Annotated in this window: 16 protein-coding genes (1 of these 16 cut by a window edge); 9 read left to right on the forward strand and 7 right to left on the reverse strand. The window is 52.5% G+C overall.

Annotated elements, in window-relative coordinates; all coding sequences use genetic code 11:
• The 4 genes from NSU01_RS12710 to NSU01_RS12725 form a co-directional block, all read left to right on the forward strand.
• Positions 1 to 7,841, forward strand: partial view of an SDR family NAD(P)-dependent oxidoreductase gene (locus NSU01_RS12710; RefSeq protein ID WP_076244332.1) — the 3' portion only. Its footprint begins 5,506 nt before the window's first position; 7,841 of the gene's 13,347 nt are visible here — the last part of the coding sequence; its start codon lies beyond the left edge, outside the window; the stop codon is at positions 7,839 to 7,841.
• Complete coding sequence (locus NSU01_RS12715) at positions 7,834 to 9,525, forward strand: thioesterase domain-containing protein (protein WP_076244334.1); 1,692 nt, start codon at positions 7,834 to 7,836, stop codon at positions 9,523 to 9,525. The genes NSU01_RS12710 and NSU01_RS12715 overlap by 8 nt, the downstream gene beginning before the upstream one ends.
• A 16-nt stretch (positions 9,526 to 9,541) precedes the next feature.
• Positions 9,542 to 10,738, forward strand: coding sequence for an NADH:flavin oxidoreductase (locus tag NSU01_RS12720; RefSeq protein ID WP_076244337.1), 1,197 nt, complete (start codon positions 9,542 to 9,544; stop codon positions 10,736 to 10,738).
• A gap of 180 nt (positions 10,739 to 10,918) precedes the next feature.
• Positions 10,919 to 11,407, forward strand: a complete 489-nt coding sequence (locus NSU01_RS12725; RefSeq protein WP_076244340.1) for an LURP-one-related family protein — start codon at positions 10,919 to 10,921, stop codon at positions 11,405 to 11,407.
• A 14-nt stretch (positions 11,408 to 11,421) separates the two neighbouring features.
• Here NSU01_RS12725 and NSU01_RS12730 read toward each other — a convergent pair whose 3' ends face one another.
• Positions 11,422 to 11,772, reverse strand: coding sequence for a hypothetical protein (locus NSU01_RS12730; protein WP_042135878.1), 351 nt, complete (start codon positions 11,770 to 11,772; stop codon positions 11,422 to 11,424).
• A gap of 120 nt (positions 11,773 to 11,892) precedes the next feature.
• On the opposite strand from NSU01_RS12730, the gene NSU01_RS12735 reads away from it, so the two are divergent.
• Complete coding sequence (locus NSU01_RS12735) at positions 11,893 to 12,267, forward strand: hypothetical protein (RefSeq protein WP_076244342.1); 375 nt, start codon at positions 11,893 to 11,895, stop codon at positions 12,265 to 12,267.
• Between the two features lie 131 nt (positions 12,268 to 12,398).
• Here the strand turns inward: NSU01_RS12735 and NSU01_RS12740 are convergent, their stop codons facing one another.
• The 4 genes from NSU01_RS12740 to NSU01_RS12755 form a co-directional block, all read right to left on the reverse strand.
• Complete coding sequence (locus NSU01_RS12740; protein WP_076244345.1) at positions 12,399 to 13,610, reverse strand: MFS transporter; 1,212 nt, start codon at positions 13,608 to 13,610, stop codon at positions 12,399 to 12,401.
• Positions 13,611 to 13,834: 224 nt separating this feature from the next.
• Positions 13,835 to 14,401, reverse strand: coding sequence for an XRE family transcriptional regulator (locus NSU01_RS12745; protein WP_042135880.1), 567 nt, complete (start codon positions 14,399 to 14,401; stop codon positions 13,835 to 13,837).
• An 88-nt stretch (positions 14,402 to 14,489) separates the two neighbouring features.
• Positions 14,490 to 16,193 (reverse strand): methyl-accepting chemotaxis protein, encoded by a 1,704-nt coding sequence (locus NSU01_RS12750; protein ID WP_076244426.1) that lies wholly within the window; start codon positions 16,191 to 16,193, stop codon positions 14,490 to 14,492.
• Positions 16,194 to 16,408: 215 nt separating this feature from the next.
• On the reverse strand, positions 16,409 to 17,299 hold the full coding sequence (locus NSU01_RS12755) for a LysR family transcriptional regulator (RefSeq protein ID WP_076244347.1): 891 nt from the start codon (positions 17,297 to 17,299) through the stop codon (positions 16,409 to 16,411).
• 108 nt (positions 17,300 to 17,407) lie between these two features.
• Here NSU01_RS12755 and NSU01_RS12760 point away from each other — a divergent pair, with 108 nt between their 5' ends.
• The 4 genes from NSU01_RS12760 (at position 17,408) to NSU01_RS12775 (ending at position 22,987) form a co-directional block, all read left to right on the forward strand.
• A complete protein-coding gene (locus tag NSU01_RS12760; RefSeq protein WP_042135883.1) occupies positions 17,408 to 18,706 on the forward strand; it encodes an adenylosuccinate synthase in 1,299 nt (432 codons plus the stop codon).
• 106 nt (positions 18,707 to 18,812) lie between these two features.
• Positions 18,813 to 20,306: a WG repeat-containing protein gene (locus tag NSU01_RS12765; RefSeq protein ID WP_076244349.1), complete on the forward strand. Its 1,494-nt coding sequence runs from the start codon at positions 18,813 to 18,815 to the stop codon at positions 20,304 to 20,306.
• A gap of 259 nt (positions 20,307 to 20,565) precedes the next feature.
• A complete protein-coding gene (locus NSU01_RS12770) occupies positions 20,566 to 21,201 on the forward strand; it encodes a hypothetical protein (protein ID WP_076244351.1) in 636 nt (211 codons plus the stop codon).
• A gap of 262 nt (positions 21,202 to 21,463) precedes the next feature.
• Positions 21,464 to 22,987 carry a carboxylesterase family protein gene (locus NSU01_RS12775; RefSeq protein ID WP_076244353.1) on the forward strand — a complete coding sequence of 508 codons (1,524 nt, stop codon included), beginning with the start codon at positions 21,464 to 21,466 and terminating at the stop codon, positions 22,985 to 22,987.
• A 26-nt stretch (positions 22,988 to 23,013) separates the two neighbouring features.
• On the opposite strand, the gene NSU01_RS12780 is transcribed toward NSU01_RS12775, so the two are convergent.
• Both NSU01_RS12780 and NSU01_RS12785 read right to left on the reverse strand, forming a co-directional pair.
• Positions 23,014 to 23,778 carry an AraC family transcriptional regulator gene (locus NSU01_RS12780; RefSeq protein WP_076244356.1) on the reverse strand — a complete coding sequence of 255 codons (765 nt, stop codon included), beginning with the start codon at positions 23,776 to 23,778 and terminating at the stop codon, positions 23,014 to 23,016.
• Between the two features lie 79 nt (positions 23,779 to 23,857).
• Positions 23,858 to 25,003 carry a glycosyl hydrolase family 8 gene (locus NSU01_RS12785; RefSeq protein WP_076244358.1) on the reverse strand — a complete coding sequence of 382 codons (1,146 nt, stop codon included), beginning with the start codon at positions 25,001 to 25,003 and terminating at the stop codon, positions 23,858 to 23,860.
• Positions 25,004 to 25,144 lie beyond the last annotated feature (141 nt).

Raw genomic sequence — 25,144 nt, forward strand, 5'->3', positions numbered from 1 at the left:
ACGGGATGGATCAGTTCGATCCGTTGTTCTTCCAGATTTCGCCCCTGGAGGCAGAAGTAATGGATCCCCAGGAGCGGCTGTTTCTGCAATGCGTCTACCATACACTGGAGGACGCCGGTTATACGAGGGAATCGGTTGCGTTCAACCGGAAGCTGAACCGCCGGATTCCGGTGGGTATTTATGCCGGCGTCATGTATGAGGAGTACCAGCTGTACGGGGCGCAGGAGCAGCTTTCGGGCAGAAGAATCGCTTACGCCGGCAGCCCGTCTTCGATTGCGAACCGGGTGTCCTATTGGTATAACTTCCAGGGGCCCAGCATAGCCGTCGATACGATGTGCTCTTCGTCCTTGACCGCCATTCATCTGGCCTGCCAAAGCATCCAGCAAGGGGAGTGCGGCGTAGCCGTTGCCGGAGGCGTCAACCTGTCGCTTCATCCGAACAAATATCTGATGCTTGCGCAGGGGAAATTCGTGTCGAGCAAGGGCCGCTGCGAAAGCTTCGGCGAAGGCGGCGACGGCTACGTGCCCGGGGAGGGCGTCGGCGCGGTGCTGCTCAAGCCGTTGTCCGAAGCGGTTGCGGACGGGGACCGGATTTACGGCGTGATCAAAGCAAGTGCAATCAATCACGGCGGCAAAACGAACGGGTACTCGGTTCCGAATCCCAATGCCCAGGCTGAAGTGATCAAGCAGGCGCTGAGCAGGGCGGGGTTCGACCCGAGAACGGTCAGTTACATCGAGGCTCACGGTACCGGGACATCGCTCGGCGATCCTATAGAAATCGCGGGCTTGTCGGGCGCGTTCTCGGCATATACGGATGATAAGGCATTTTGCGCCATCGGCTCGGCCAAGTCTAATATCGGCCATTGCGAAAGCGCGGCCGGGATTGCCGGCTTGACGAAGGTGCTGCTGCAGCTGAAGCATGGGCAGCTGGCGCCGTCCCTGCATGCCTCCGTGCTCAATCCGAACATCGATTTCTCCTCAACGCCATTCGTCGTACAGCGGGAGCTGGCGGAATGGAAGCGGCCGGTCCTGCGTGAGTCCGGCTCGGTGCGGGAATATCCGCGCAGGGCGGGTATATCGTCCTTCGGGGCCGGGGGTTCCAATGCGCATTTGCTGGTGGAGGAATATATTCCTGCCGCAGAGGCGGGTGCGGATCCCGCGGCGGCTTATCCGCTGCCTGCGGTGATCGTGCTGTCCGCCAAGAACGAGGAACGGCTGCGCGCGCTTGCGCAGGCGCTGCTGGATGCAGTTCGTGAAGAAGCGTTCACCGATGCCGACTTGGCCAGTATAGCCCATACGCTGCAGACCGGCCGGGAGGTGATGGAGGAACGGCTCGCGCTTCTGGCAGACAGCATAGGCGAGGTTGAGAGCAAGCTGGCCGCTTACCTGAGAGGAGACCGTACGACAGGGGATCTGTTCTACGGCCGGGGAAGAATTAATGACGGCGCAGCGGCCGTCTTAACGGCAGATGAGGATTTGCAGCACACGGTCGATGCATGGCTTGCCAAAAGAAAGTATACGAAGCTGCTCGACTGGTGGGTGCAAGGGCTTTCGGTCGATTGGAGCAGCATGTACCAGGGACGGAAGCCTCGGCGGATTGCCCTCCCTCTATACCCGTTCGCCAAGAACCGGTACTGGTCTCCGAAGCCGGGGGCGGATGCGGGAGGCGGTCATACCGGCTCCGCAGGCGAGGGAAGCGGGTCTGCTGCTCCTGCCGGTGAGCTGCTGCATCCGCTGCTGTACGCCAATACATCCGACTTCTCTGAGCAGCGTTACAGCTCGGCCTTTACGGGAACCGAGTTTTTCTTTGCCGATCATGTCGTCAGGGGGCAGAAGGTGCTGCCCGGCGCGGCGCAGCTGGAGATGGCCATTTATGCTGCGGCCCAAGCCAGCGGAAGGAATGAAGGCATTCCGGTGGGCCTTCGGCTGAAGGAGGTGGTCTGGGTGAGACCTTGCACAATCAGCGAAGGGACGTCGAACGTTCATATCGGGCTGCGCCCGCAGGAGAGCGGGGACATCGCATTCGAGATCTACGGCGGCAATGCAGGAGCAAGCGGGGATAACATCTATAGCCAAGGACGTGCGGAATGGAGCGGCAGTGAAATTGCTCCTGCACTGGAATTGGCGTCCCTGCGCGCAAAGTGCGGCATTCGCGTTCTGACGGCCGATGATTGTTATTCGGCGTTCCAAAGGATGGGGATTGAGTACGGCGCAGCCCACAGGGCTGTTGATTGCGTGTATGCGGGTGACGGGCGCGCGCTTGCGAAGCTGGTTCTTCCTGCATCGGCCATCCCTTCGGCGGACCGGTTCATTCTGCATCCGAGCTTGACGGACGCGGCGTTCCAAGCTGCGATCGGTCTGATGGACGGCATCGGGCAGGAGGACGCCGGCTTGAAGCCGATGCTTCCGTTTACACTTGAGGAGTTGACCGTTTACGGCCGTTACTCCTCCGTCGTATGGGCTTATGTCCGTTGGAGCGGGGGCGACACGGCCAGCGGCAAAGTACGGAAGATGGACATTGACCTGTGCAATGAGCAGGGTGGTGTTATTGCAAGTCTGAAGGGCTATTCGGTAAGGGGGATGGATGGCGATGCCGTAACCGCTGTACGGACGGAGCCGAGTATTATGGCAACGGCGGCAGCGGATAGACAGACTCATTCCGCTCTTATGACGTTACACCCCGTATGGGACACCGTGCCTGTCGAACGGGTTCAGGAGTGGCCGAAGCCTGACAGCCGCATAACGATTGTCGGCGATGCCGGTCCTAAGAACAGTTCGGCTTTGGAACAGCTGCTTCCACACGCGCAATCACTTAGGTTCCAGCCGGAGGATACGATCGAAGAGATCGCCCGGCGGCTTGCGGACGGAGGGATGCCGGAGCATATCGTTTGGATTGCGCCGGATGCTGCCGAAGGCTCGCTGCCCGGTGTTTCGCTGACCCGCGCGCAGCAAGCCGGCGTCTTCCAGCTGTTCAAGCTGATCAAGGCCGTACTGCTTGCAGGCGGAGGAGGCAGCAAGACCAGCTGGACGGTCATTACCGGACACACGCAGAGCGTAGGCCGGAGAGAAGAGGCCGATGCGGCACACGCAGGCGTGCATGGGCTGATCGGCTCGCTCGCCAAAGAATATCCGAACTGGAGCGTACGGCTAATCGATCTGGAGTCCGGCGGTCAGTGGCCGCTTCAGGAGCTATTGTCGCTGCCCGCAGACCGGCAGGGCAACGCCTGGGCTTACCGAAGCGGCGAGTGGTTCCGCCAGAAGCTCATTCCGGTCAACCGGAGTAACAATAATACCCCGGAACGGATTTTGTACAGAAAAGGTGGCGTCTACGTGGTGATCGGCGGAGCCGGCGGCATCGGCGAGGTATGGAGCGAATATATGATCCGCACCTGGCAGGCGCATATCGTCTGGATCGGACGACGCGAGAAGGATGAGCTGATCCAGGCGAAGCTTGACCGGTTGGGTGCCTTCGGTGAAGCACCTGTCTATATTTCCGGGGACGCATCCGACCGCAGCTCCCTGCAGCTTGCCTACGACGCGGCGAAGAAACGGTTCAGCCGCATTGACGGTGTTGTTCACTCGGCCATCGTGCTGGCGGACCAAAGCCTTGCGAACATGGACGAAGCCCGTTTTCGGTCCGCGCTTGCGGCCAAGGTCGATACAAGCGTCAATATGGCGGAGCTGCTCGCCGGGGAAACGCCCGATTTCGTTCTGTTCTTCTCGTCCATGAATGCCTTCATGAAATCGGCGGGTCAAAGCAATTACGCCGCCGGATGCACATTCATGGATGCTTATGCGCATCAGCTTGCCGCCCGCTCGCTTTACCCGGTCAAAACGATGAACTGGGGTTACTGGGGCGGGGTTGGTGTCGTTGCTTCCGATGCTTATCAGGAACGCATGGCACAGATGGGGATAGGCTCCATTGAGCCGGAGGAGGCGATGGAGGCGCTCGGCGGACTTCTGTCCGGCCCGCTGAATCAGCTGGCTCTGCTCAAGACCACTGGGGGCCTTACGATCGAGGGCATTTCGCAGGACGAACAGCTATTCCTGCATCCGGACAATAGCGTTCAATCGGCGGAGCAGCTTGCCCGCGTCCTCCCTGACCCGGAGGCTGCGACGGCAGGACTTACCGGAGAAGGATATGCGGCGCTTCAGGACATGGAGTCGCAGCTCTGCCGGATGCTCGAAGGGCAGCTGCTTGCGTCCGGCATGTTCAGGCGGGCAGCGGATAATACCGGTTTCGTGCAGGGAAACGGCGTACATGGCCGGTATTCAAGATGGCTTGATGCGAGCATTGCGCTGCTTAGAGAGCGAAAGGGTGTGCAGCAAGACAGTGCCGGCAAGGGGCTGTATCCAGCCAATGTCAGGATGGAGGCGCTGTGGTCCGACTGGGACCGCAAAAAGAAGGAATGGCTCGCCTTCGGCGGAATGGCGGCGCAGATTGCGCTCGCGGAGACGGCGCTGCGTGCACTTCCGGATATTTTATCGGGCAAGCTTCCGGCAACGGATATTATGTTTCCGAATTCATCCATGGAGCTCGTAGAAGGCGTCTATAAGCATAATCCGGTGGCGGACACTTTCAATGAAGTGCTCGGCGATATCGTTGCCGCTTATGTGAAGCAGCGGATTCAGCTAGATCCGTCCGCCCGCATTCGCATTCTGGAGATCGGGGCGGGAACCGGCGGCACGAGTGCCGGCGTCCTGCGCAAGCTGAAGGCATATGCGGACAACATTCAGGAATATGGCTATACCGATATCTCCCAAGCCTTCCTGATCCATGCCAAGGAGACATATGGACCGGACCATCCATTCCTGACTTATCAGCTATTCAATGTCGAGTCACCGCTATCCGGCCAGCAGATTCTTCCGGGCGAATACGATATCGCCATTGCGGCTAACGTACTTCACGCTACGAAGAACATTCGCCACACGCTGCGCAACGCCAAAGCCGTACTCAAAAAGAACGGCCTGCTGCTGCTGAACGAGCTGCACGGACAATCCATGTTTACGCATCTGACCTTCGGGCTGCTCGATGGGTGGTGGCGGTATGAAGACGCCCGGCTTCGTATACCGGGCTCACCCGGTTTATCGCCGGGGATGTGGCTGAACGTGCTTGAAGACGAAGGATTCCGTTCGGTCCATTTTCCTGCTGAGCCTGTCCACGCATGGGGCCAGCAGATTATTATGGCGGAAAGCGATGGCGCGGTACGGCAGCAGGTGAAGCCCGTTCAAGAGAAAAGCGAGCCGGCGGACAAGGAGAATCGGGTTAGCGTTCTGCCCGTCCAGCCGGTGAAGGCAGGGGCAGGAGAGCGTTACGCAGGCACGCTGAGGGAGAAGACAATTGCGTATTTGCGCCGGCGCATAGCGGAGGTGCTCAAAATGCCAACCGGACAGCTCGATCCGAGGGAGCGGTTCGAAAACTACGGAATCGACTCCATTCTGGTTGTGCAGCTTACGAATGCGTTAAGTGAAGAGTTCAGCAGCGTGAACAGCACGGTGTTCTTCGAATATCAGACAGTCGAAGAGCTTGCCGGATATTTCTTGACGGCCCATCAGGAGACGCTCGCGGTGCTGCTCGGACCGGATGAATCCGGGACCGGCGGGGCACGGCCTAATGACGGCGGTATCCAAGGGCCACAGCCGGAGCCGGCCCTTGCAGGCGCAGCCGGAAATCCGCGGCCGGGCAGCCGGTTTGCTTCGATTCCGCAGAATACTGCCCGGACATCCGCCGCCGTAACGGCGTCAGCCGATATCGCTATCGTTGGGCTGTCGGGACGTTATCCGGGTGCCGGAAACATCCGTGAATTCTGGGCGCAGCTGAAGGCGGGAAGACACGGCATTACCGAAATTTCCAAGGATCGCTGGGACTGGGCGGATTATTATGAAGCGCAGCGCGGCAAAAGAGGGACGATGTACAGCAAATGGGGCGGATTCATTGAAGGGTCCGACCGGTTCGATCCGCTGTTCTTCGGCATCTCGCCGAAAGAAGCGAAACAGATGGACCCTCAAGAACGGCTATTCCTCGAAACCGCTTATGCAAGCATAGAAGATGCGGGCTATACGCCTGCTACGCTGTGCGCCAGCGGCAAGGTAGGCGTATATGTCGGGGCGATGAACGGGAATTATCCGACAGGTGCCAGTTATTGGTCCATCGCGAACCGCATCTCCTATTTGTTCAATTTCCGTGGCCCGAGCATGGCGGTCGATACGGCCTGTTCCTCCTCGTTAACGGCGATTCATCTGGCCATTGACAGCCTGAACAACGGCACAAGCGAATGTGCAATCGCCGGCGGTGTCAATTTGATTCAGTCTCCGAACCATTATTTAAGGCTGTCGGCCATGAACATGCTGTCCTCCGGGGATCAATGCAGGTCGTTCGGTGCCGGAGCGGACGGCTTCGTTGATGGGGAAGGCGTAGGCGCCATTGTGCTTAAGCCGCTGGACAAAGCGGTGCGGGACGGCGACCACATCTATGGCGTTATTAAAGGAAGCATGCTCAATGCGGGAGGACGGACGAACGGTTATACGGTCCCGAACCCGCTGGCCCAGTATGAGGTCGTTACAGATGCGCTCAAACGGGCCAATGTCCATGCCAGAACGATTAGCTGCATAGAGGCTCACGGGACTGGAACCGCGCTTGGCGATCCGATTGAGATCACCGGATTGACCCGGGCGTTTGAACGGGATACGCAAGATAAGCAATTCTGCTCTTTAGGATCGGTGAAGTCCAACATCGGGCACTCTGAGAGCGCAGCCGGCATCGCCGGGCTGACCAAAGTGCTGCTTATGCTCCGCCACCGGCAGCTCGTCCCTTCTCTGCACGCAACAACGCTGAATCCGGGCATCGAGTTCGGTAACACGCCGTTCGTCGTCCAGCAGGAGCTTGCCGATTGGAACCGGCCTGTCCTTACCATTGACGGCACCCGGCGGGAATATCCGCGCCGGGCCGGCATCTCTTCGTTTGGGGCGGGAGGCGCCAATGCGCATCTTGTCGTGGAGGAATATATGCCGAATCCGTACACCGTGCCGCAGCAGAGAACGGATGCATCCAGGCCGTGCCTCATTGTGCTGTCGGCCAGAAGCGGGGATCAGCTTAAGCTGATCGCGCAGCAGCTTGCGTCTGCCATTCAGGAAGGACGGTATAAAGAATCAGACTTGAGCCGGATCGCTTATACGCTCCAGACGGGGCGGGAAGCGATGGAAGAAAGAGCTGCCTGCGTTGCCGGAACACTTGAAGAATTAGGCGCAGTGCTGCAGCTTCTCGGCAACGGTGTTTCGGAGGCACCGGGTCTATACCGGGGACGGGTTAAGGAGAACAAAGACACAATCGCCGCACTCAGCTCCGACGATGAAATGCAGGAGGTTCTGAGCAAGTGGATGCGGCAGCGCAAGTTCGACAAGCTGCTGAGCTTGTGGACCAAAGGCATGCAGCTCCATTGGTCACAGCTCTACGACGGCCCGCATCCGCAGCGCATCAGCCTGCCGACCTATCCGTTCGCCAGAGAACGGTATTGGTTTACGGAGGGCGGAGGGGGAAGCAGCCAAGGTCAGCCACTGGCAGAAAATCCTCAGGCGGAACAGCCGCCGGCTGAGCCGCTTGCGATCCCGGTCCCGCATAAGGATGAACCGGCAGCCGCGGGGCTCATGACGGCAGGAACCGGGACCCCCGGCATGCTGGCGTCAACAGCTGCAAGCGGCTTGAGCAGCGATGTATTTGACAGCAGCTTCTATGGCAAGCTGCTGGATCGGATCATGGACGATTCCATCAGCATCGACCGTGCGGCCGATGAGATCCAATCGAATATAAGAGACGTGATCCGTCAAAGGAGGACCTATGGCTGAATTCCTGCAATATGTGTTGAATGAGATGAAACAGCATCGTCTGGCCAAGGCCGAGGCACTTGATTTGCTGCGGCAATTTCACGGCAATGTGCTTGAAGAGCCGAACGGGGAGCTGTCCACAGCCCGTTCTTACTCTCATGAGGCTGTGGCTGGTCACCAGGTGCAGCGGTTATCACCGGAAGCAGAGCCCGCAGTGTCTCCCCTGGCATCCGCGAAGCCGGGCGGCATTACGCTTCGCCCTTTATCCGAAGCCTTGCTGCCGGGCATTGCAGATGAAGGCCACTCCCGCGCTGTAGCGGGAACCGCAACTGCGGAGAAGCTGAGGGAAGAGCTGGCGGTAAGCTTGGCCGGCGTTCTCGACATGTTGCCGGGGGATGTGGACGCGGAGGAGCCGTTCACCCAATTTGGGCTGGACTCCATATCGGGGGTCGAATGGGTCCGGGACCTTCATAACCGGTTCGGCGTCCCGGTTACCCTGGAGGATATCCATGCGCACGCGAGCCTGCGGGAGCTTTCGGTATGGCTGGCTTCCGCCGTGAACGCAGAGGCGGCCGTGGTCCCTGCGGAACATTTCCCTATTGTCACGTTGCCCATATATGAGCCTATAGAAGAAGTGCATGCAACTGCTCAGGCAGCCCCAATTAAGCTGCATGAGCGCTCTGAAGCCGCCGGCCAAGCCGCCAGCCAAGCCGCCAGCCCACGGCCCTTATTTTCCGAGCTGATTGCGCTCAACCACCGCACTTCCGGCCGTCCTGTGTTTTGGATTCACGGAGGAAGCGCCATCGTCAGCGGCTACAAGCCGATCGCTCAAGAAGCTGAGCGTCCGATGTACGGCATCCAGGCCCGGGGCTGGATGTCCAGCCGCAAGCCGCTGCACGGCATTCAAGCGATGGCGGCGTACTATGTCCATATCATCATGTCTGTTCAGCCGCACGGTCCGTATGACCTCGGAGGTTTCTCGCTTGGCGGGCGCATCGCTTACGAAGTTGCCCGGCAGCTTCAAGAGCTTGGAGAGGGCGTTCAGACAATCGTCATGCTCGATTCTTATTTGCACACCCCTTACCGGGAAGCGCTTCAAGACGAGACATTCTATAGAAAAACGATTGCGCTGCAGGCGGTGAACTCGGCACTCTTATCCGCGTTATCACCGGAGCCCAAATCATGGGCGGGCCGTCTTATCCATCAGGACGAGGCCCGTGCTTATTTGCACGAAGATCCAGAGTTGTTCCTGGAGCAGTTGCTAGAGATGGCCGGTGCACGGGGGTTGAACGGGGCCGAAGCAGCGTGGCGCGAGCGGCTGAAGCAAAGCATTCGGGTTCAGGAGGCTTACGGGCTTGACCGGTACGTTATTGCGCCATTGGATGCACCGGAAGAACCGTCCTGTTATTATTTCCGCTGCCGGGGCGGGTCGTTCTATGGAGAGCTGGAGCCTTATTTTTGTCTGGATGACAACGGGACAGGACCGGCTGACGCTATCCCTTACTGGAAGGCGTGGGAAGAATGGCTGCCCCGCATGTCGGTTATGACGGCCGGATCGGACAGCCATTACCGGATGTTGTCCGATCTGCGCGCGATGGAAGCGGTACGAACCTTTTGCAGAATGCTGTACCGTATGGAAGGTCCGCCGGCCGAGGCGATCGCTGCGTTAATTGAAGAGAATCAAATACAGAGGGCGAATCATTAGAATGGGGGACTTACTCATGAGCAGGCAGCATTATAAGGTATATTCCGAAGGAAGAATCGGCAATCTCGTCATGAAAAACCGGCTGGTGCGCTCTGCTACAGGTGAGAGCCAAATGTCGACGGACGGGAGAATATCGCAATCGGTTCTGCAGGTGTACAAGGATCTGGCGCTGGGCGGAGTCGGAACCATCGTTACCGGCGCCATGGCGGCAACGCCGACGGCCAAAAGAACGGAGGGCCAATATTGCATCTACGATGACGAATTCATTCCCGAGGTAGCCAAAATCGCGCACACCGTTCATGAGACCGATCCGGACTGCATCGTCATCGCGCAGTTAAACCATCCCGGCCGGCAGGTGCATCACTATGTAACGGCGGACTGCATCGCGCCCTCGGCTGTGGAGTCTCCGATTCTGATCAAAAAAGCCCGGGAGCTGCAGCCGGAAGAAATCGGGCAAATCATCCGGTATTTCGCCAATGCGATTGTCCGGGTTCAAAAAGCCGGGTTCGACGGTGTGCAGTTTCATGCGGCGCACGGCTATTTGCTCAGCTCCTTCCTGTCCCCTTATACGAATCGGCGTACTGACAGGTACGGCGGTTCGGTGCAGAAGCGGGCGAACATTATCCGGGACATCGTTGCGCTGGCGAGAGAGGAAGTTGGCGACTTTCCGATCCTCATCAAGCTGAACTGCGACGATCACGTAGAAGGCGGCATTAACAAGGATAACTTCCCGGAGCTGCTGGACGAAATCGCAACGACCGGCGTCGACGCCATCGAGGTAAGCGGGGGCATGTGGGATTGTCTCGTCCGGTCCGAGGACGAATTAGGCTTTACACCGGTCCCGATTCCCGAAGCAAGAACGAAGATTGGCGGGCTTGCCAAGCAGTCGTATTATTATGATTATATCAAGGATATCCGTCTCTCCATTCCGCTTATCCTGGTAGGCGGACACCGTAATATCGAGCGGATGGAAGAGATCGCGCAGAACGGAAACGCCGATTTCCTGTCGCTGTGCCGTCCGCTTATTTCCGAGCCGGATTTGCCTAACCGCTGGCTGCACGGGGAAGGACTCACCAGGGCGGATTGTATTTCCTGTAACGCTTGCCTGCTTGTACTGCGTAAGGAATTTTGCTGTCCGTATAAGAAATACGGCAAATTGAAGGAGTTATATCTCGCGACGAACGCAGAGAATTGGAGGGAGACCTTCAAGTAGGCATCAAGCCCGGCCGGTGACTGAAATGCCTGAATGCCTGAGCCTGTTCATAGGGTTCAGGCTTTTTTTGTATACATGGGCGTATGTCAATGACTACATTGCTGGTTAATGTTAAATAGTTGCCTCATACTTATAGTATTCAGAAAGCAATCAGACTCTATGACATAGGAGGAGACGGGGATGACGGAGCTTTTTATTAAGCAGAAGGTGTTCAGTCTAAGAGAGAAGTTTACGGTGAAGAATCAGCAGGAGCAGGATGTCTATTATGTAGAGGGCAGTTTTATGCGGATTCCAAAGACATTCTCCATTATGAATACAGCTGATGAGGAAGTCGCACTGATTACCAAGAAGGTATTCAGCTTTTTACCGAAGTTTTTTGTGGAGGTGGACGGCCGGGAGGTGCTTACGATTAAGAAGGAGTTTTCTTTCCTGAAAGCACGCTATACGATAGATTCGGCTGACATTGAGGTGCATGGGAATTGGTGGGACATGGATTTTCAGGTCATCCAACGCGGAGCCGTCATAGGTGAAGTCAACAAGAAGTGGTTCACCTGGGGCGATAGCTACAGTGTTCAAGTATTCAAAGAGGAGATGGAGGCCATCATCATCGCGATTGTGGTCGCCATTGATTGTGTGAAGGCTGACGATGCCGCGGCTTCCCAGCAGTGACTATTACCGTGCAGTTATCTGAAAGCTTTTCTATACTCTCCTTCAATCTGGACAGCGATAACGGAAGCCTCGTCCTGGCCCTCAACTTCATAAAATGGACTCCCCTTCGGGGCAATGGTTGAATCGCCATCCTGCTCCGGCAAGGATTTGTCCGGGTCGATGTACCTTTTTACAGTTCCGATTTCTTTGCCTATCCGCTCTGCTGCTATTGTGTCATCAGTAACTACGTAGGCTTTGTTATTCCATACAATAACTGGTGGGTAGGGAAGTACGGGATATTCGGTAGTGTTATCCTTAAGTGAACACCCTTGAAATATAATGATGAATACAATCAAGATGAAGGTTTTTTTTGAAATTTCATCCACCCACTTGTCTATTATTGAGAGTAATTACCAAATATTTTACGCGTTAACTTCAGAAACAGGAGATCAGGAAGCAGTGACAGCCGAACGTTGTGAAGTGAACTCACTGAAAGGGTGGACTAGATGAGTTTGACAGTTAGTCTAATTGAAAAAAGAGGTATATTAATAGATACTAATCTCCTGGAAGCTCAGGTACCAGCACCACACAATGATTTATTTGGTTTCGAGTCATGCAGAAAAACGCTCTGGGGAAATGAATTAATTAGTGAACTTGGGTGTGAATTAGTACATTCTTTAAAAGATACAGATATTTATGTATTTAATGAGGAGATAGAAAAGCTGAAAAGTGAATTCCTCATTTTGCTAGATAATTTAGATATTATAAGCCAACACACTGACTATATTAAAGACTTTATTGAATTCAGAATAAGAAATGCGCTGGAAATGATAAAGGTAGCACTTCATGAAAAAGATAAGGTTGGAGTTTGGATTGGGTAGCTATGAGTGATAAAGCAATGATTACCAGCTACAAAGCATATTTAGCGGCAGCCATGGATGTAATAATATCCTTGACTGCCGCTGTTTTTTTGAGCTAATGTTCTACGTGCTGTACATCCTTGTGGCCGCCATTAACCACGTTGACTTGACTTGCTGCCTACAAAACGGTTACTTGCTGCTCCTATGCCGACTATGAAGAGTAGGACTGAAGCTCCAAGCAGAATGAAGAGCGGCAGGTTCCAGCTGTTTGTGGCATCATGCAGATAACCGATAAGGGCAGGGCCGATTGCGGCAAGTAGGTATCCGACCGATTGGGCCATGCCTGATAGTTCTGCTGCCTGATGCGCGTTATGAGTACGTAACCCGAAAAACATCATGGATAAGCTAAAGGCGAAGCCTCCGCCAATTCCGAGTATTATAATCCACAACAAAATGATATTGGAGCTTCCATAAAGCATTCCTAGCGTTCCTGTCAAAAGTAAAATGGTTGTGATGACTACCAGGGAACGCTGGTTTGACATACGCCCGGCTATAACAGGGACAATAAAGGTAAAGGGAAGCAGCGCTAATTGCATAATTGAGAGATACCATCCTGATTGGTTTAAGTCAATGCCTTGCTGTTGTAGAATTTCAGGCAACCAAGCGATCAGTACATAGAAAATCATGGACTGCGTACCCATAAACAGCGTCACTTGCCACGCAAGAGGTGAACGCCAGACATTCACATCATTGCCAGCCTGCTGTTGGCCCGTCAGGGTTGTTTGCTTCGTATGATTTCTCATTTGAGGTAACCAGCAGAGAATCGATATAAAGCTTAGGATTCCCCATATTCCCAAGGACCCCTGCCATTTGAAACCAGCATCCGCGGCTAGCGGTATACTGATTCCCGATGCGACGGCTCCGGATAAACTCATTGAAATTGCAAAAATACCAGTCATGGAACCGATTTTGTGAGGAAAATTACGTTTGATTAGACTCGGTAATAATACATTACAAACCGCAATGGCGAATCCGAGAATTGCTGTTCCAATATACAGATTTACAGCGCCAGATAAAGAACGTACTCCAATACCAACAGTCAAAAAGATCAGGGCAATCAAGATTAAAAGTTCTACTCCATGCTTCCGTCCCAGTTTTGGGACTAGAGGCGATAATAAAGCAAAGGTAAGCAGAGGTACCGTTGTTAAGAGGCCCGCTAAAGTATTGGAAATATGAACGTCATCCCTTATAAGGCTTACTAAAGGACCGACTGAGGTTAAGGGAGCACGTAAATTAGCTGCAATAATGATAATGCCGAGTATTAGCAGCCCAATAGATGATGGTGAATTTTTTTTATTCGGCATTCTTCATTCTCCTACCAGAACAGTATAGTATAATATCCGCGCGGACAACGAAAGTATAATATAATATATTAAAATTGACAATAAGTATTTTATAATTAACGATTTTAAGGAATTTAATTCCTGAATATTTAAAATTATTACATTCGTTAAAAACAAAAATGCAACGCTGCGTTCCCATATATAAATGGAATACAGAGTTGCATATTGTAGTGGGGCTTTGAATTTTAGAAACCATATTTCAAGGCTATATGGAGTACTGTTTCGCTATTCGTATTATTGGTATAAGAGTGAGGACTATCTGCACGAAAACTGATTGTATCATATTGATTCAAGGTGTAACGCTCTCCATTGACCTGAATTTCAATAGAACCCGTCATTACTGTTGCAATTTCAGTTGTATTTACATGATGACCTTCAGGATGGTACGAACTATTAGGGTTTAAATAAGCCCGGCACATTTCAATATCGTTGCTGGCATTTTTGAAGACGGGCTCTATGCTCCAATTCTTATTGTCATTCGAAAACCGGAGCCCTTCGCCTGCCCGGTACAAGCTGACGGGGTCCTCTGATTTGAACAAAGCCAACAGCGGTAATGAGATGCCCTTTGAAATTTTCCATATCATCGCCAGAGTCGGATTGGTCTCTCCGCGTTCGATATTACCCAGAGTAAGTTTGCTTACGCCCGTTGATTCCGCTAAATCCTCCAGACTCATGTTTTTTTCTTTTCTGTACCTTTTCAAGGCACTGCCGATTTGTAATACAAGTTGTTTTGATTCATCGATTTCATCCATTGGATATTCACCTCAACAAATAACTGTATAGCTAGTATATTGTTTATTCTGACTCTTTTCCATACGAGCAGTATTTGATGGTGACTATCTACACTTTAAATTTGTTGATCTGTCCCTGCAATTCTTCTGCCATCTTAGAGAGGAATTCTGCCGACGCTGCAATCTCTTCCATGGAAGCGAGCTGTTCCTCGGTTGCAGCAGATACATTATGAACCCCGCCGGATGCTTCCCCGGCAATGCTGGAGATCTGGCTTATATATCCGACCACTTCATCTGCGCTGGCTGACATTTCTTCTGAACCGGCAGTTACTCCCTGAATGTCATCAGCGACCCTGTTCACGGCTTCGTAGATATGCTCGAATGCTTCTCCAGCCGCTGTAACAATCTCAATTCCGGCTTCGGTTTCATTGCTGTTCACCTTCACAGCCAGAATTGCATGGTTCGTATCATTCTGAATCAGCTGGACAAGATCGGTAATTTTTTGCGCGGATTTCGAGGATTCCTCGGCTAGTTTACGTACTTCTCCGGCTACAACAGCGAAGCCCCGGCCGTGTTCCCCTGCACGTGCAGCCTCGATAGCCGCATTCAATGCGAGCAGATTGGTCTGACTTGCGATAGTATTGATTACCCCGGTAATACTGCCAATCTCAGCAGAGCGTTCCCCCAGACCGGTAACCAGCTCGGTCAGTGAGGATATGGAAGTACGGACGGAGCCCATTTGGTCCACTGCCTGCCGGATAACCTTATTGCCTTCAGCCGATTGATTCGCGGCATCTACAGCGAGTACGGATACGCTCTGGGCAAGGAGGGCGATCTGCTCCGAACCATCGGCCATCTCGCTCATTGCCTGTGAAGAATTATTCACCATCTTCACCTGATTAGAAGTACCAGAGGCTAGTTCCTCGACGGTTTCGGAGATTTGCTCGGAGGCTTTCGTATTTTGCTCTGCACTCGCCAGCAATTCTTCCGAAGAAGCGGCTACCTGCTCGGAAGTCATGGAGACGGATTGAATCATCAACCGCAAGTTACCAGTCATGGTATTGAAGGAGGCAGCCAATGTACCGAGCTCATCCTTGTTTTTAAGTGTGATGGTTTCACCGGTTAGATCCCCGTTCGCTATAAGCAACGCCGAAGCATTCATTTTCTGAATGGGTCTTGATATCATGGCTGCAATGAAGAAGGCTATAAATAAGGCAATCAGGAAGGAAATAATCGTCACCGCCAAAATGATAATGAATGCACGATTGGCCTCTGACAGTGAATCTTTTGTAGCCTGTCCCGATAAATCACTGCCCATGGCAATTAACTGAGCGAGTGTGTCATTGGCTGTATACCATAACGGGTAAGCCTCTGTATGCAGCCTGCTGGCATCCTCAAAGTTGTTAGCTAACCCAAATTCGATAAAGGCAGGCATTTTCGCCATATAGGCATCATAGTTGGTGCTGAAGGCATCATACATTACCATCGCTTCGTCACTGCCCTCAATGAGGGTAAACAGCTGTTTGCGCTCATCCTCAATTTTGACTTTGAGCTGCTCCAAAGCTTCATTCATCTTCGCAATTTCACTCAGATCCGTCTCAACGATGACGGCAAGAGCCAGCCGCTCCACATCTGAAATGTCACCATTCATCATGCCAAGTAAGCTGACGCTCGGCATCCACTCCTGATCGATTTCCTCGGAGGTTTCGGACATTACATAGATCTGATTTAAGGCATAGGTGCTTACGAAGGCGAGCAGTGCAACCACAACCAGAAATCCCATCAATAATTTCATGCGAATCGTCAACTTCATGCTCCCCAACAGGTTTCTCTGTGTGTCTTTCATGTTTCCCACTCCTCAATATGCTGCGCAAAAATAGGTGTCAAATGTATATCGACAGCTTTTGGCATTAATTGAAGATATGAAAATTATAATCATACAAATTTAATGTAATTTCCTGCGTAACAAAGGGAGACACGGAGTGGAAGATTGGATTATGATTGCCTACCCGATTTGCCTGAACGTATTCAGGTCATTCTAGGTAATAGCTCTAAGAAAGCCCGGGTCGCCGACGATAGAGGGACTCCCCGCAGCGTCGCAATTCCGATCCGCCGTTCAGGAACCGGTGGCTTCAAAGGGATTTCAAAGAGCTTACCGGACTTCAGCTCCTCGGTGATGTAATTCCGCACGACAAAAGCAAGACCAAATCCGCTGCTGGCGAATTGCACGAGAAGATCCACGCTTCCCAGCTCGAATTCAGGCTCCAGCTTTACTCCACATGAAGCGGCATAATGATCCAGATAACGTCTTGTGCTGCTTCCCGGCTCCAGGATCAGCAGAGGATAGTGATGGAGGGCTTCGATGGCAAGCGGGCCTTCTGCCGCCAAATTCTGAAAGTCCTTTCCCCCGACAAGACTGTCCTGGATCGGTTGGCTCTCGTAGAATTCGACCTGTTTGTCAGAGGCAGGCAGACTGACTATACCGAAGTCGATTTTTCCTTCCTTAAGCAGCGTTATTGTCTCTGGTGTCGTCCGGTTAGTGACCCGGATTCTGATCCGGGGGTGCAGGGCATGAAACTGCTCCAGATACGGTAACAGGAAATATTTGCACAACGTGTCACTTGCCCCGATTGCGATTTCTCCGCTGTTCAAGTTATTCATCTCTGCAAGGGCCTTTTCTCCGATATCTACGAAATTGAAAGCCTGCTCCAGGTAATGAAACAGTACCTCGCCTTCCTTGGTCAAGATGACTCCTTTAGCAGTGCGGAAGAACAACTGTCCACCAAGGGAGTTCTCCAGCTGTTTAATGGTATGGCTGACAGCCGGTTGAGTGATATGAAGATGCTCTGCTGCCCGCGATAAGCTGCCAGTTCTGGCAATCCAATAAAAGACTCGGTACCATTCCAAATTGATAGACATTCATATTACCTCTCTTTATACCTAGTATTACTAATATGCATTATTCTAATATACTTTGCTTAGATTATCATTAGTTTTGTAAGCAAATTAGGATTGGAGGCTATGAATATGACAGTAACAGCAATCGTGGGTGCAAATTGGGGAGATGAGGGCAAGGGGAAGGTGACGGACATGATGGCAGCTGCTTCATCTTATGTGGTGAGATATCAAGGCGGAAGCAATGCAGGACATACGATAATTAATCCTTTCGGGAAATTCGCGCTGCGGATGCTTCCTTCCGGGGTTTTCTATTCCAATGTGGTGAATGTTATCGGCCCCGGAGTGGCTGTGGATATCGAAGTGCTGCTGCATGAACTGGAATCATTAACCGTTAGAGGAGTCCCGGCCCCTCAATTACGAATATCGGAGAGAGCCCAAATTGTACTGCCAGTGCACCGGTTGCTGGACGAGCTCGAAGAGAACCGGTTAGGAGGCCGCAGCTTCGGTTCGACGAAACGCGGGATTGCCCCGTTCTATTCCGATAAATATGCAAAGCTTGGAATTCAAATCTCCGGCTTATTCAACAAGGCTTATCTTCGTGAACGTTTGGAAAATCTGTTGGAGAGTAAAAATATACTGCTCCGGCATCTTTATGGACAGTCAACGATTCAGGTAGAGGAGTGGTTAGCCAAGTTAAGCGAGCAGGCAGAGGCTATCGCTCCTTACCTGTGCGATACAACAGCGTTGTTGCATAATGCCTATCGGAATGGAGAAGGGATTCTGCTGGAAGGACAGCTTGGGGCGCTTAGAGATCCTGACCATGGGATATATCCTTTCACGACTTCATCCTCTACACTTGCCGGATATGCTTCAGTAGGGGCCGGGCTTCCGCCGTATTCGATTGAGAAGATCGTAGCGGTAACAAAGGCTTATTCCAGTTGCGTCGGTGCAGGGCCATTCGTTGTGGAAATGGAAGACAGCAAAGGCGATGAGCTTCGAAGCCGGGGTGGAGATGCCGGTGAGTACGGAGCGGTAACAGGACGGCCTAGGAGAGTAGGCTGGTTTGATGCGGTCGCGACGCGATATGGCTGCAGAATCCAGGGAGCAACCAGCGTAGCGCTTACAAACCTGGATGTCCTGGGTTATTTAGATGAGATTCCGGTATGTGTGGGATACGAGATCGGGGGGGAAGTCGTAGACGAATTCCCTTACCAGGATAAGTTAAGCCTGGCCAAACCCGTATATAAACAGTTTCCGGGCTGGAAATGCGATATATCGCAGATTACAAAGCTGGAAGACTTACCGGAAGCCGCAAGAGATTATATCGATTATATAGAATCAGAACTGGGAGTGGGGATTACGACGGTATCTGTCGGCCCGAACCGGGAGCAGGTTATCCTCCGCCAGTCACAGGTGCATAGAGGGTAGGCTAATCCGGAGTATTGCAGCTCAGCAACTAATTCACAATACTCGCGTCTAAAAGAATAGATTCCAGTATCATCCATTCGGAGCATTTCACAGGGGGATTTATTCTATGTACTCACATCGTTCGTTTATTCAGAATCACCGGCTGGCGGCAGTTTTGGCAGCGGGTTTGTTCGCGCTGGCCGCTTTCTTCGGGCTTGGCAGCGCATATGCCCATGCGGACCGCTGGGAGGTGTTTGACCAGGGCGAGCATTTATTTTTTCCGGAGGGGCCAATTGAGATTGACGGAGTGGTTATGGTGCCCCTGCGCCCGATAGCGGAGCGGTTTGGCTATACCTTTGTGTCCGTAAGCAATAAGGAAATTGTGCTTAAGAATGCGGAAGGGCACAGAGCCGTAGTCCGGCTGGGCACCAAAACAGCTTTGCTCGATTATGACGGCGGTTCGAAAACGCAGCTGATGGCGCAGATTCCCCGCAACTACAACGGTGCATGGTTTATTGATCTGGCGCTGGCAGGAGCCATGGGCGGTCAAGGACACTCTACAGTTCCCGGGACAAATCTGATTCAGCTTCGTCCCGTGTCAGGCGATGCCCAGGAGCAGCTGGAGCAGAAGTATTGGTTCAACTTCATGGATAAGGGCAAAACGGTATTTGTTAATAATCAGGGGCAGGAGCAACTACGGACTTCCAATACTCCGGTGTATGACTTTGGTTATGAAGAACTGCTTCCGGTGAAGACATCCGCCTATACGGCTGGTTTCATGAACCGGGCAGGAGAACTGGTGTTAGATACGCCGCATTATCAAGTGGGACAGTTCTATGAGGGGCTGGCCTGGTTCAAGGATATGGTCAAGACGGGAAGCGGCGGCTTTTCAGTGAAAATGGGCTTTATGAACCGTGCAGGCAAGATCGTCATTCCGGCAATCTACAGCCGTGTGTATGATTTCTCGGATGGGCTCGCGAAGGTAGCCGGAGGCAAAACCTTGTACATCGACCACAGTGGAAAAATAGTTATACCAGGCGTATCCGGGCTGCAGAATAGCGAGTCGTTCTCGAATGGTCTGGCGCTCGTTACTGTACGTACCACAAGCGGCGGTAAAAGCGTCATCCGGACCGGCTTTATCGACAATAAAGGGAATTGGGCAATCAAGCCAATCTATGACTCTGCGAGTTCGTTCTCCGAAGGCGTTGCTACCGCGGCATTGAACGGCAAAAGCGGTCTCCTCGATACCAAAGGAAAGTTGATTCTGAAGCCTGAATTCAGTACTGGTAATGGGTTCGTAGGGCAGTTCCATGACGGTTATATTGTGCTGACGCTGAGCGGGGGCGAACACGATTACAAGCAGCGGCTTGTTGATGCTAATGGGAATATTATTGCTATTCCGGGTGCCGAGCAAATTAATGGTTATGGCGATGGCATGATTTCTTATAAGGACGGCGGGTACGGCTTCAAAAATGTGGCAGGTGATGTGATCGTAAAGCCTGCTTTCTCAGAGGTACGGGATTTCAAAGCCGGAGCAGGCAAAGGGTTCACAAATATCAACAATGAACAATCCGCATGTCTGATCAATAAAGCAGGAGAAATCGTCTGGAGTAGAGAATAAAGGTCGTATATCCTTATATTTGAAAGGGAAGATGACTTTGGAAACAGGCGGAGTTCGCCCGGGTAAGCTCAATGCGATAGTGTATGTATTATTTGGTTTGCAGCTTCTGTTCACTCTTTTCAGTAACCGGTTTTATAGCTTTATCGCTTATATCGACAACAACCAAAGTTCTAGCGGTAGTATGGCTGGCTTAATATCGATAGTAGCAGCCATAGCTGCAGTTGTATGCGTGATATGGTTTGGGAGAAGGCATAGTCTGGTGCTGATGTTTCTGTCCGTGGAGCTGATATCTATTCTGTACCAGCTATGCCTGCACCCGTCGCAGATTCTACGGCCAACCAATCTGATCTATACAGTGGTTGTCAGCGTGCTGACGGTATTGTTTCTGGTTAAACTGCCGCCGGCAGAACCTGAAGAACCGGCCGGGAAGGCGGAGCAGGAGAGCGTCAAATTGTCTTCCGGCAGTAACCATGATTCCGGCCCAGTGGTAACCGCTAAGCTAGGTATGATTATGCTCTATATTCTGGCGGCGGTACCAGTTCTGTACAATATTTATTCCAAGTCTGGCGGTTATGAATATACAATGCTGGTGGGTCCGTATCTGAAGTTGTCCTACTTCTTTGTCATTCTCAGTGTTATTTATTTATTCATCACGAATACATATTTGCAGGATCATTTGAAGGTGATTCTTACACTCATTGTTGTTTTTACCCTTATAAAATTCGTACTGCCGCTGTTGTATTTCATACCGGGCATCAATTATATCACTTTCTATGCCGGATACTATCTGGTTTACATTCTTCTTGCCGTTCTAATTATCGCTCCGGTCTACACGCTGCTGCGGGGAAGACGGCTGCCGCTGCTGTCCTGGCTGGCAGATCGAATATCTTTTTAAGCGGCGGATTTCCGGAATAACCACTTCCTCAGCAAAATCTCCTCACGGAAGCCAAACGCACGAAGACATCTGTAAGATGTTCTTACGCGCCGGCTTACCCGTTGGGGGATTTTTTTGTGGAGCCATAAACTCTGATTCACTCGAATGTTAGAATACATCAAATATGATTTGGCTTAGATCATTGTTTTAGATGGGGCGGTAAATTAGAATTTCAAGTATAAGTTAATGAAAACGAATTCATCTTCACAAAGGAGCCGGTAACATGCTTAGAATAGTAAAAGTCGAAAACGGGACAGTCCAGGGACTGCCGGCAGCCGATCCCCGGATTACAAGCTTCAAGGGGATACCCTTCGCTGCTCCGCCTATAGGCGACAACCGCTGGCGGGCGCCGCAGCCGGCTGCAGACTGGGAGGGTGTGCTGCATGCTTACCAGTTCGCAGCGGTCTCCATGCAGGTGAGGCAAGAGCTGGATGATAATAACATCTATACCCGCGAATGGGCCGTAGAACCGGACATCGCAATGAGCGAGGATTGTCTGTACCTGAACGTATGGACACCAGCTAAACTTCCGGACGAGAAGCTCCCCGTATACGTATGGTATTTTGGCGGAGGCCTGCAGGTAGGCCATCCGGCTGAGATGGAATTTGACGGTGAACGTATTGCACGCAGAGGCATAGTGGTAGTGACAATCAACTACCGCCTGAATGCCTTCGGATTTCTTTGCCATCCGGAAATAACAGCGGAAGCGCCGGAGGCGCCCGCCAACTTTGGCAACCTCGATCAACAGGCAGCGACCCGCTGGGTGAAGCGAAATATTGCGGCATTCGGAGGCGATCCGGACAATATCACCATCGGCGGACAGTCAGCCGGCGGCGGGAGTGTCATGAGCCAGCTCACTTCACCACAGAACGAAGGTCTATTTCAGAGGGCGATTGTTGAAAGCGGGATTTTCACAAAGCTGTATCCGGGAACCCTGCTGCCTCCTCACCGCAGTGATCTGCAGGAGGCTGAGCATGACGGTACCCGGTTCTTCAATTACCTGGGCGTATCCTCACTTGCAGAAGCCCGGCAGCTGGATGCGGTCTATCTTCGGGACAAGGCCGTAGAGTACGGGGGATTCTGGGGCACGGTTGCAGACCAGAGATTCCAGACAGGCAACCCGTTCGAATTGTTTCTTCAGAACAAGCGCTTGAAGGTACCGGTAATGCTGGGTCATACCTCCTCGGAGTTCTTTAGTACCCCGGACGCCGGGACATTCGACGAGCTCAAGAAGCTGGCCGCAGACATGTTCGGTGAGGATGCCGGTACATTCCTCGAGCTTTGCGGAGATCAGACCGTTCCAATAGAGGAAGCCAGACAGAGAGCTTCGGTTAGCGGAATAGAATATGCGATTCGCATTGCTGCGCGGGCCAATGCCGACACCGGCAGCGAAACTCCGCTTTACTATTATAATTTCGATGCTGAAATACCGGGCTGGGATAATCCCGGCACCTTCCACTCTGTAGATCTCTGGTTCTTCTTCGAGACGCTCGCCAAATGCTGGAGGCCTTTTACCGGCAAGCATTATGATTTGGCCCGGCAGATGTGCAATTATTGGGCCCATTTCATCCGTTCCGGAGACCCGAACGGCCCAGACTCCACAGGAGCGGAATTACCCCGGTGGGAGCCGTATACCCCGGACGCGCCGTACGGGATGCTGTTTGCAGACAAGGCGGAGTTTTCCGGACAACAACCGGAGGCCATGATGAATTTCCTTGTTCAGCAATATTTCAGGAACCGCGAATAAACCGGTTTGATTGAAGAGCTCCAATTCTAGCGTTTGGCCTGCTTCTGGAAATTTCTCGGCGTATGCCCGGTCATTTGCTTGAACTGCCGGCAGAAGTGTTCCACATTCTGATATCCGCACCTTGAAGCCACATCGGCAATGCTCTGGGCATTGTGAATGAGGTATTCCTTGGCCATACGGATCCGGCTGCTGATGACATCATCCATGCAGGAGATTCCGAATGTTTTTTTGTAAATGTTCTGAAGATAGCCCGGGCTAATGAGGAGAAAATCAGCCATTTTTGACACGGTCCAGTAATCCCCGGGGTTGCTCTGAATAGCCGTGCGCAGCTTCAGCAATTTGTAATATTGAGGTGTAATATTATCCTGGAAATAGGATTCCCACAGTTTGTTGAATAAGGTCCGGAGCAGATAATCGATGGAGGATTCTTTGCAATTCCGGTTGAAATTGTGTTCGCTGACCATCAGCTCAAGCAGCTTTTGGCAGTAGTCAGGGTCACTTAACGCAAAGGGCACACCAAAAGGAAGCGGAGATTCCGTGATATAAGGTTCATCGGATTCGAAGCGGAGCCAGTCATTGACGAATTGACCGGCGCTGGCCCGGTAATAGACTTTTTGCTGTGGACGATAGAGGATTACATTGTGAGCGGGATAGAGCTTAAGTCCGCCATGTACCCAGAACTCTGCTGGAGTCTTGGTAATAACAAGCAGCCAATGAGAGCCTACGGGAACATCAATAACAAAATTACCGGCGTGTGAAGTATTGCACTCAACATAGTGTATAAGGGCCATCGCGTTCTCCTCCTGGCAGACATGGCGTACTAGCATAGCGAATACAAGAACCCGCCCCTGTCAGGAGCGGGTTCCCTGTCTATCTATAAATCCGGTAGTTTCCGCTCAGCGCCAGCATAGTGAAGAAGTACAGGCAGTTGTCGTAATACCGGCGCTCCCCTGTACGAAGCGGCGTATGCCAGAACAGCTTGACGAAAGGCCCGGCATCCGGTCCATCGGCTGCAAGCGAGGCCATAGCCAGTGTAGCCAGCAGGCCGACCGGATGCAGGGAAAGCTCGTCAAACGGCTGCCCGTCAATGGTATAACGCCGGTAATCCTCAGGCTTGGTGTCACGGAAGAACGCCTGAATCCGGTTAGACTGCTCCACCTGCCAAGGGTCACAGCGGAACCATTCATAGTCCAGCCCGATGTTGGCGGCGACCCGGTATGCATCGCTGAAGAAGTGGCGGAAGTCACCGTGCGGCTGGGGTTCAGCCGGAGTCCCGTCATAATTGGCGTATTCCGGCGACAGGCCGGTTTCGGGATGGCAGGCCTTGTGCAGATAGGCTCTGCTTTGGGCTGCCGCATCCTTCCAGAATGCCCGGTCCGCTTCATCTGCCTGCAGAGCGAATAAATCATAGAAATGCGGTAAATGGTAGGAAGGGTCGCTGAATGGGGTCTCGGGAATGAACTTAATCAGCCGGGTTGCAGGGTCCCACATGGGATCGCCTTCTCCGTCTTCGCCTTTGTGTACACAGGCGCGGAGAATGATTCTGGCCTGCCCGGAATAGTTGAACGGCTCGGCGCCGTCGCCCCAGCGCGCCGATGCAAAGAACAGCGCCATGGCGAAGAACTCTTCACCGTCCGGCGCCGGACCGGGAGACAGCCGCGTGCCGTCCAGCTTGCAGTGCCAGGCAAAATAATCCTTGTAACGGCCTTCCGTATGCTGCATATAGACCTTGGCGAACTTCCAGAGCCGGTCGAATTCCTCCTTTTTATCCATTTGAACCGCCATCATCATCCCGTAGGACATGCCTTCGGTACGCACATCGGTATTGCCGGTATCTACGATATATCCCTTATCGTCACCCATAGGATGGTAGATTCGGACCCCGGGAGCGCCGTAGAACAGCTCGTTCCAGGTATCTTCAAGCCTCTGGGAGATCGCCTCTGCCTCCAGACCGTTCTCAAGGAACAGGTTTCTGTATTTTCCCGTATAAAAGGAGCCTTCTGTGAAAAAATTCATAACAATCCTCCAATGGATAGCATTTTGCCCAAAGTATAACATAACCGGAAGTATAGAAATTAAAGCGTTTTCCTTGAAATTTATAGGTGAGTCCGGCCGCGTCCAATCATCTAAGGATAGATCAATCTTAGGTGTCTATAT

Origin of the sequence: Paenibacillus sp. FSL H8-0259, from assembly GCF_037963255.1 — a bacterium.
GTDB lineage: Bacteria > Bacillota > Bacilli > Paenibacillales > Paenibacillaceae > Paenibacillus_AQ > Paenibacillus_AQ phytohabitans.

Excerpts from the sequence above, each read along its gene's own strand:
- NSU01_RS12715 (WP_076244334.1), top strand. The coding sequence starts at position 7,834 with ATGGCTGAATTCCTGCAATATGTGTTGAATGAGATGAAACAGCATCGT.
- NSU01_RS12720 (WP_076244337.1), top strand. The coding sequence starts at position 9,542 with ATGAGCAGGCAGCATTATAAGGTATATTCCGAAGGAAGAATCGGCAAT.
- NSU01_RS12725 (WP_076244340.1), top strand. The coding sequence starts at position 10,919 with ATGACGGAGCTTTTTATTAAGCAGAAGGTGTTCAGTCTAAGAGAGAAG.
- NSU01_RS12735 (WP_076244342.1), top strand. The coding sequence starts at position 11,893 with ATGAGTTTGACAGTTAGTCTAATTGAAAAAAGAGGTATATTAATAGAT.
- NSU01_RS12740 (WP_076244345.1), bottom strand. The coding sequence starts at position 13,610 with ATGCCGAATAAAAAAAATTCACCATCATCTATTGGGCTGCTAATACTC.
- NSU01_RS12745 (WP_042135880.1), bottom strand. The coding sequence starts at position 14,401 with ATGGATGAAATCGATGAATCAAAACAACTTGTATTACAAATCGGCAGT.
- NSU01_RS12750 (WP_076244426.1), bottom strand. The coding sequence starts at position 16,193 with ATGAAGTTGACGATTCGCATGAAATTATTGATGGGATTTCTGGTTGTG.
- NSU01_RS12755 (WP_076244347.1), bottom strand. The coding sequence starts at position 17,299 with ATGTCTATCAATTTGGAATGGTACCGAGTCTTTTATTGGATTGCCAGA.
- NSU01_RS12760 (WP_042135883.1), top strand. The coding sequence starts at position 17,408 with ATGACAGTAACAGCAATCGTGGGTGCAAATTGGGGAGATGAGGGCAAG.
- NSU01_RS12765 (WP_076244349.1), top strand. The coding sequence starts at position 18,813 with ATGTACTCACATCGTTCGTTTATTCAGAATCACCGGCTGGCGGCAGTT.
- NSU01_RS12775 (WP_076244353.1), top strand. The coding sequence starts at position 21,464 with ATGCTTAGAATAGTAAAAGTCGAAAACGGGACAGTCCAGGGACTGCCG.
- NSU01_RS12780 (WP_076244356.1), bottom strand. The coding sequence starts at position 23,778 with ATGGCCCTTATACACTATGTTGAGTGCAATACTTCACACGCCGGTAAT.
- NSU01_RS12785 (WP_076244358.1), bottom strand. The coding sequence starts at position 25,003 with ATGAATTTTTTCACAGAAGGCTCCTTTTATACGGGAAAATACAGAAAC.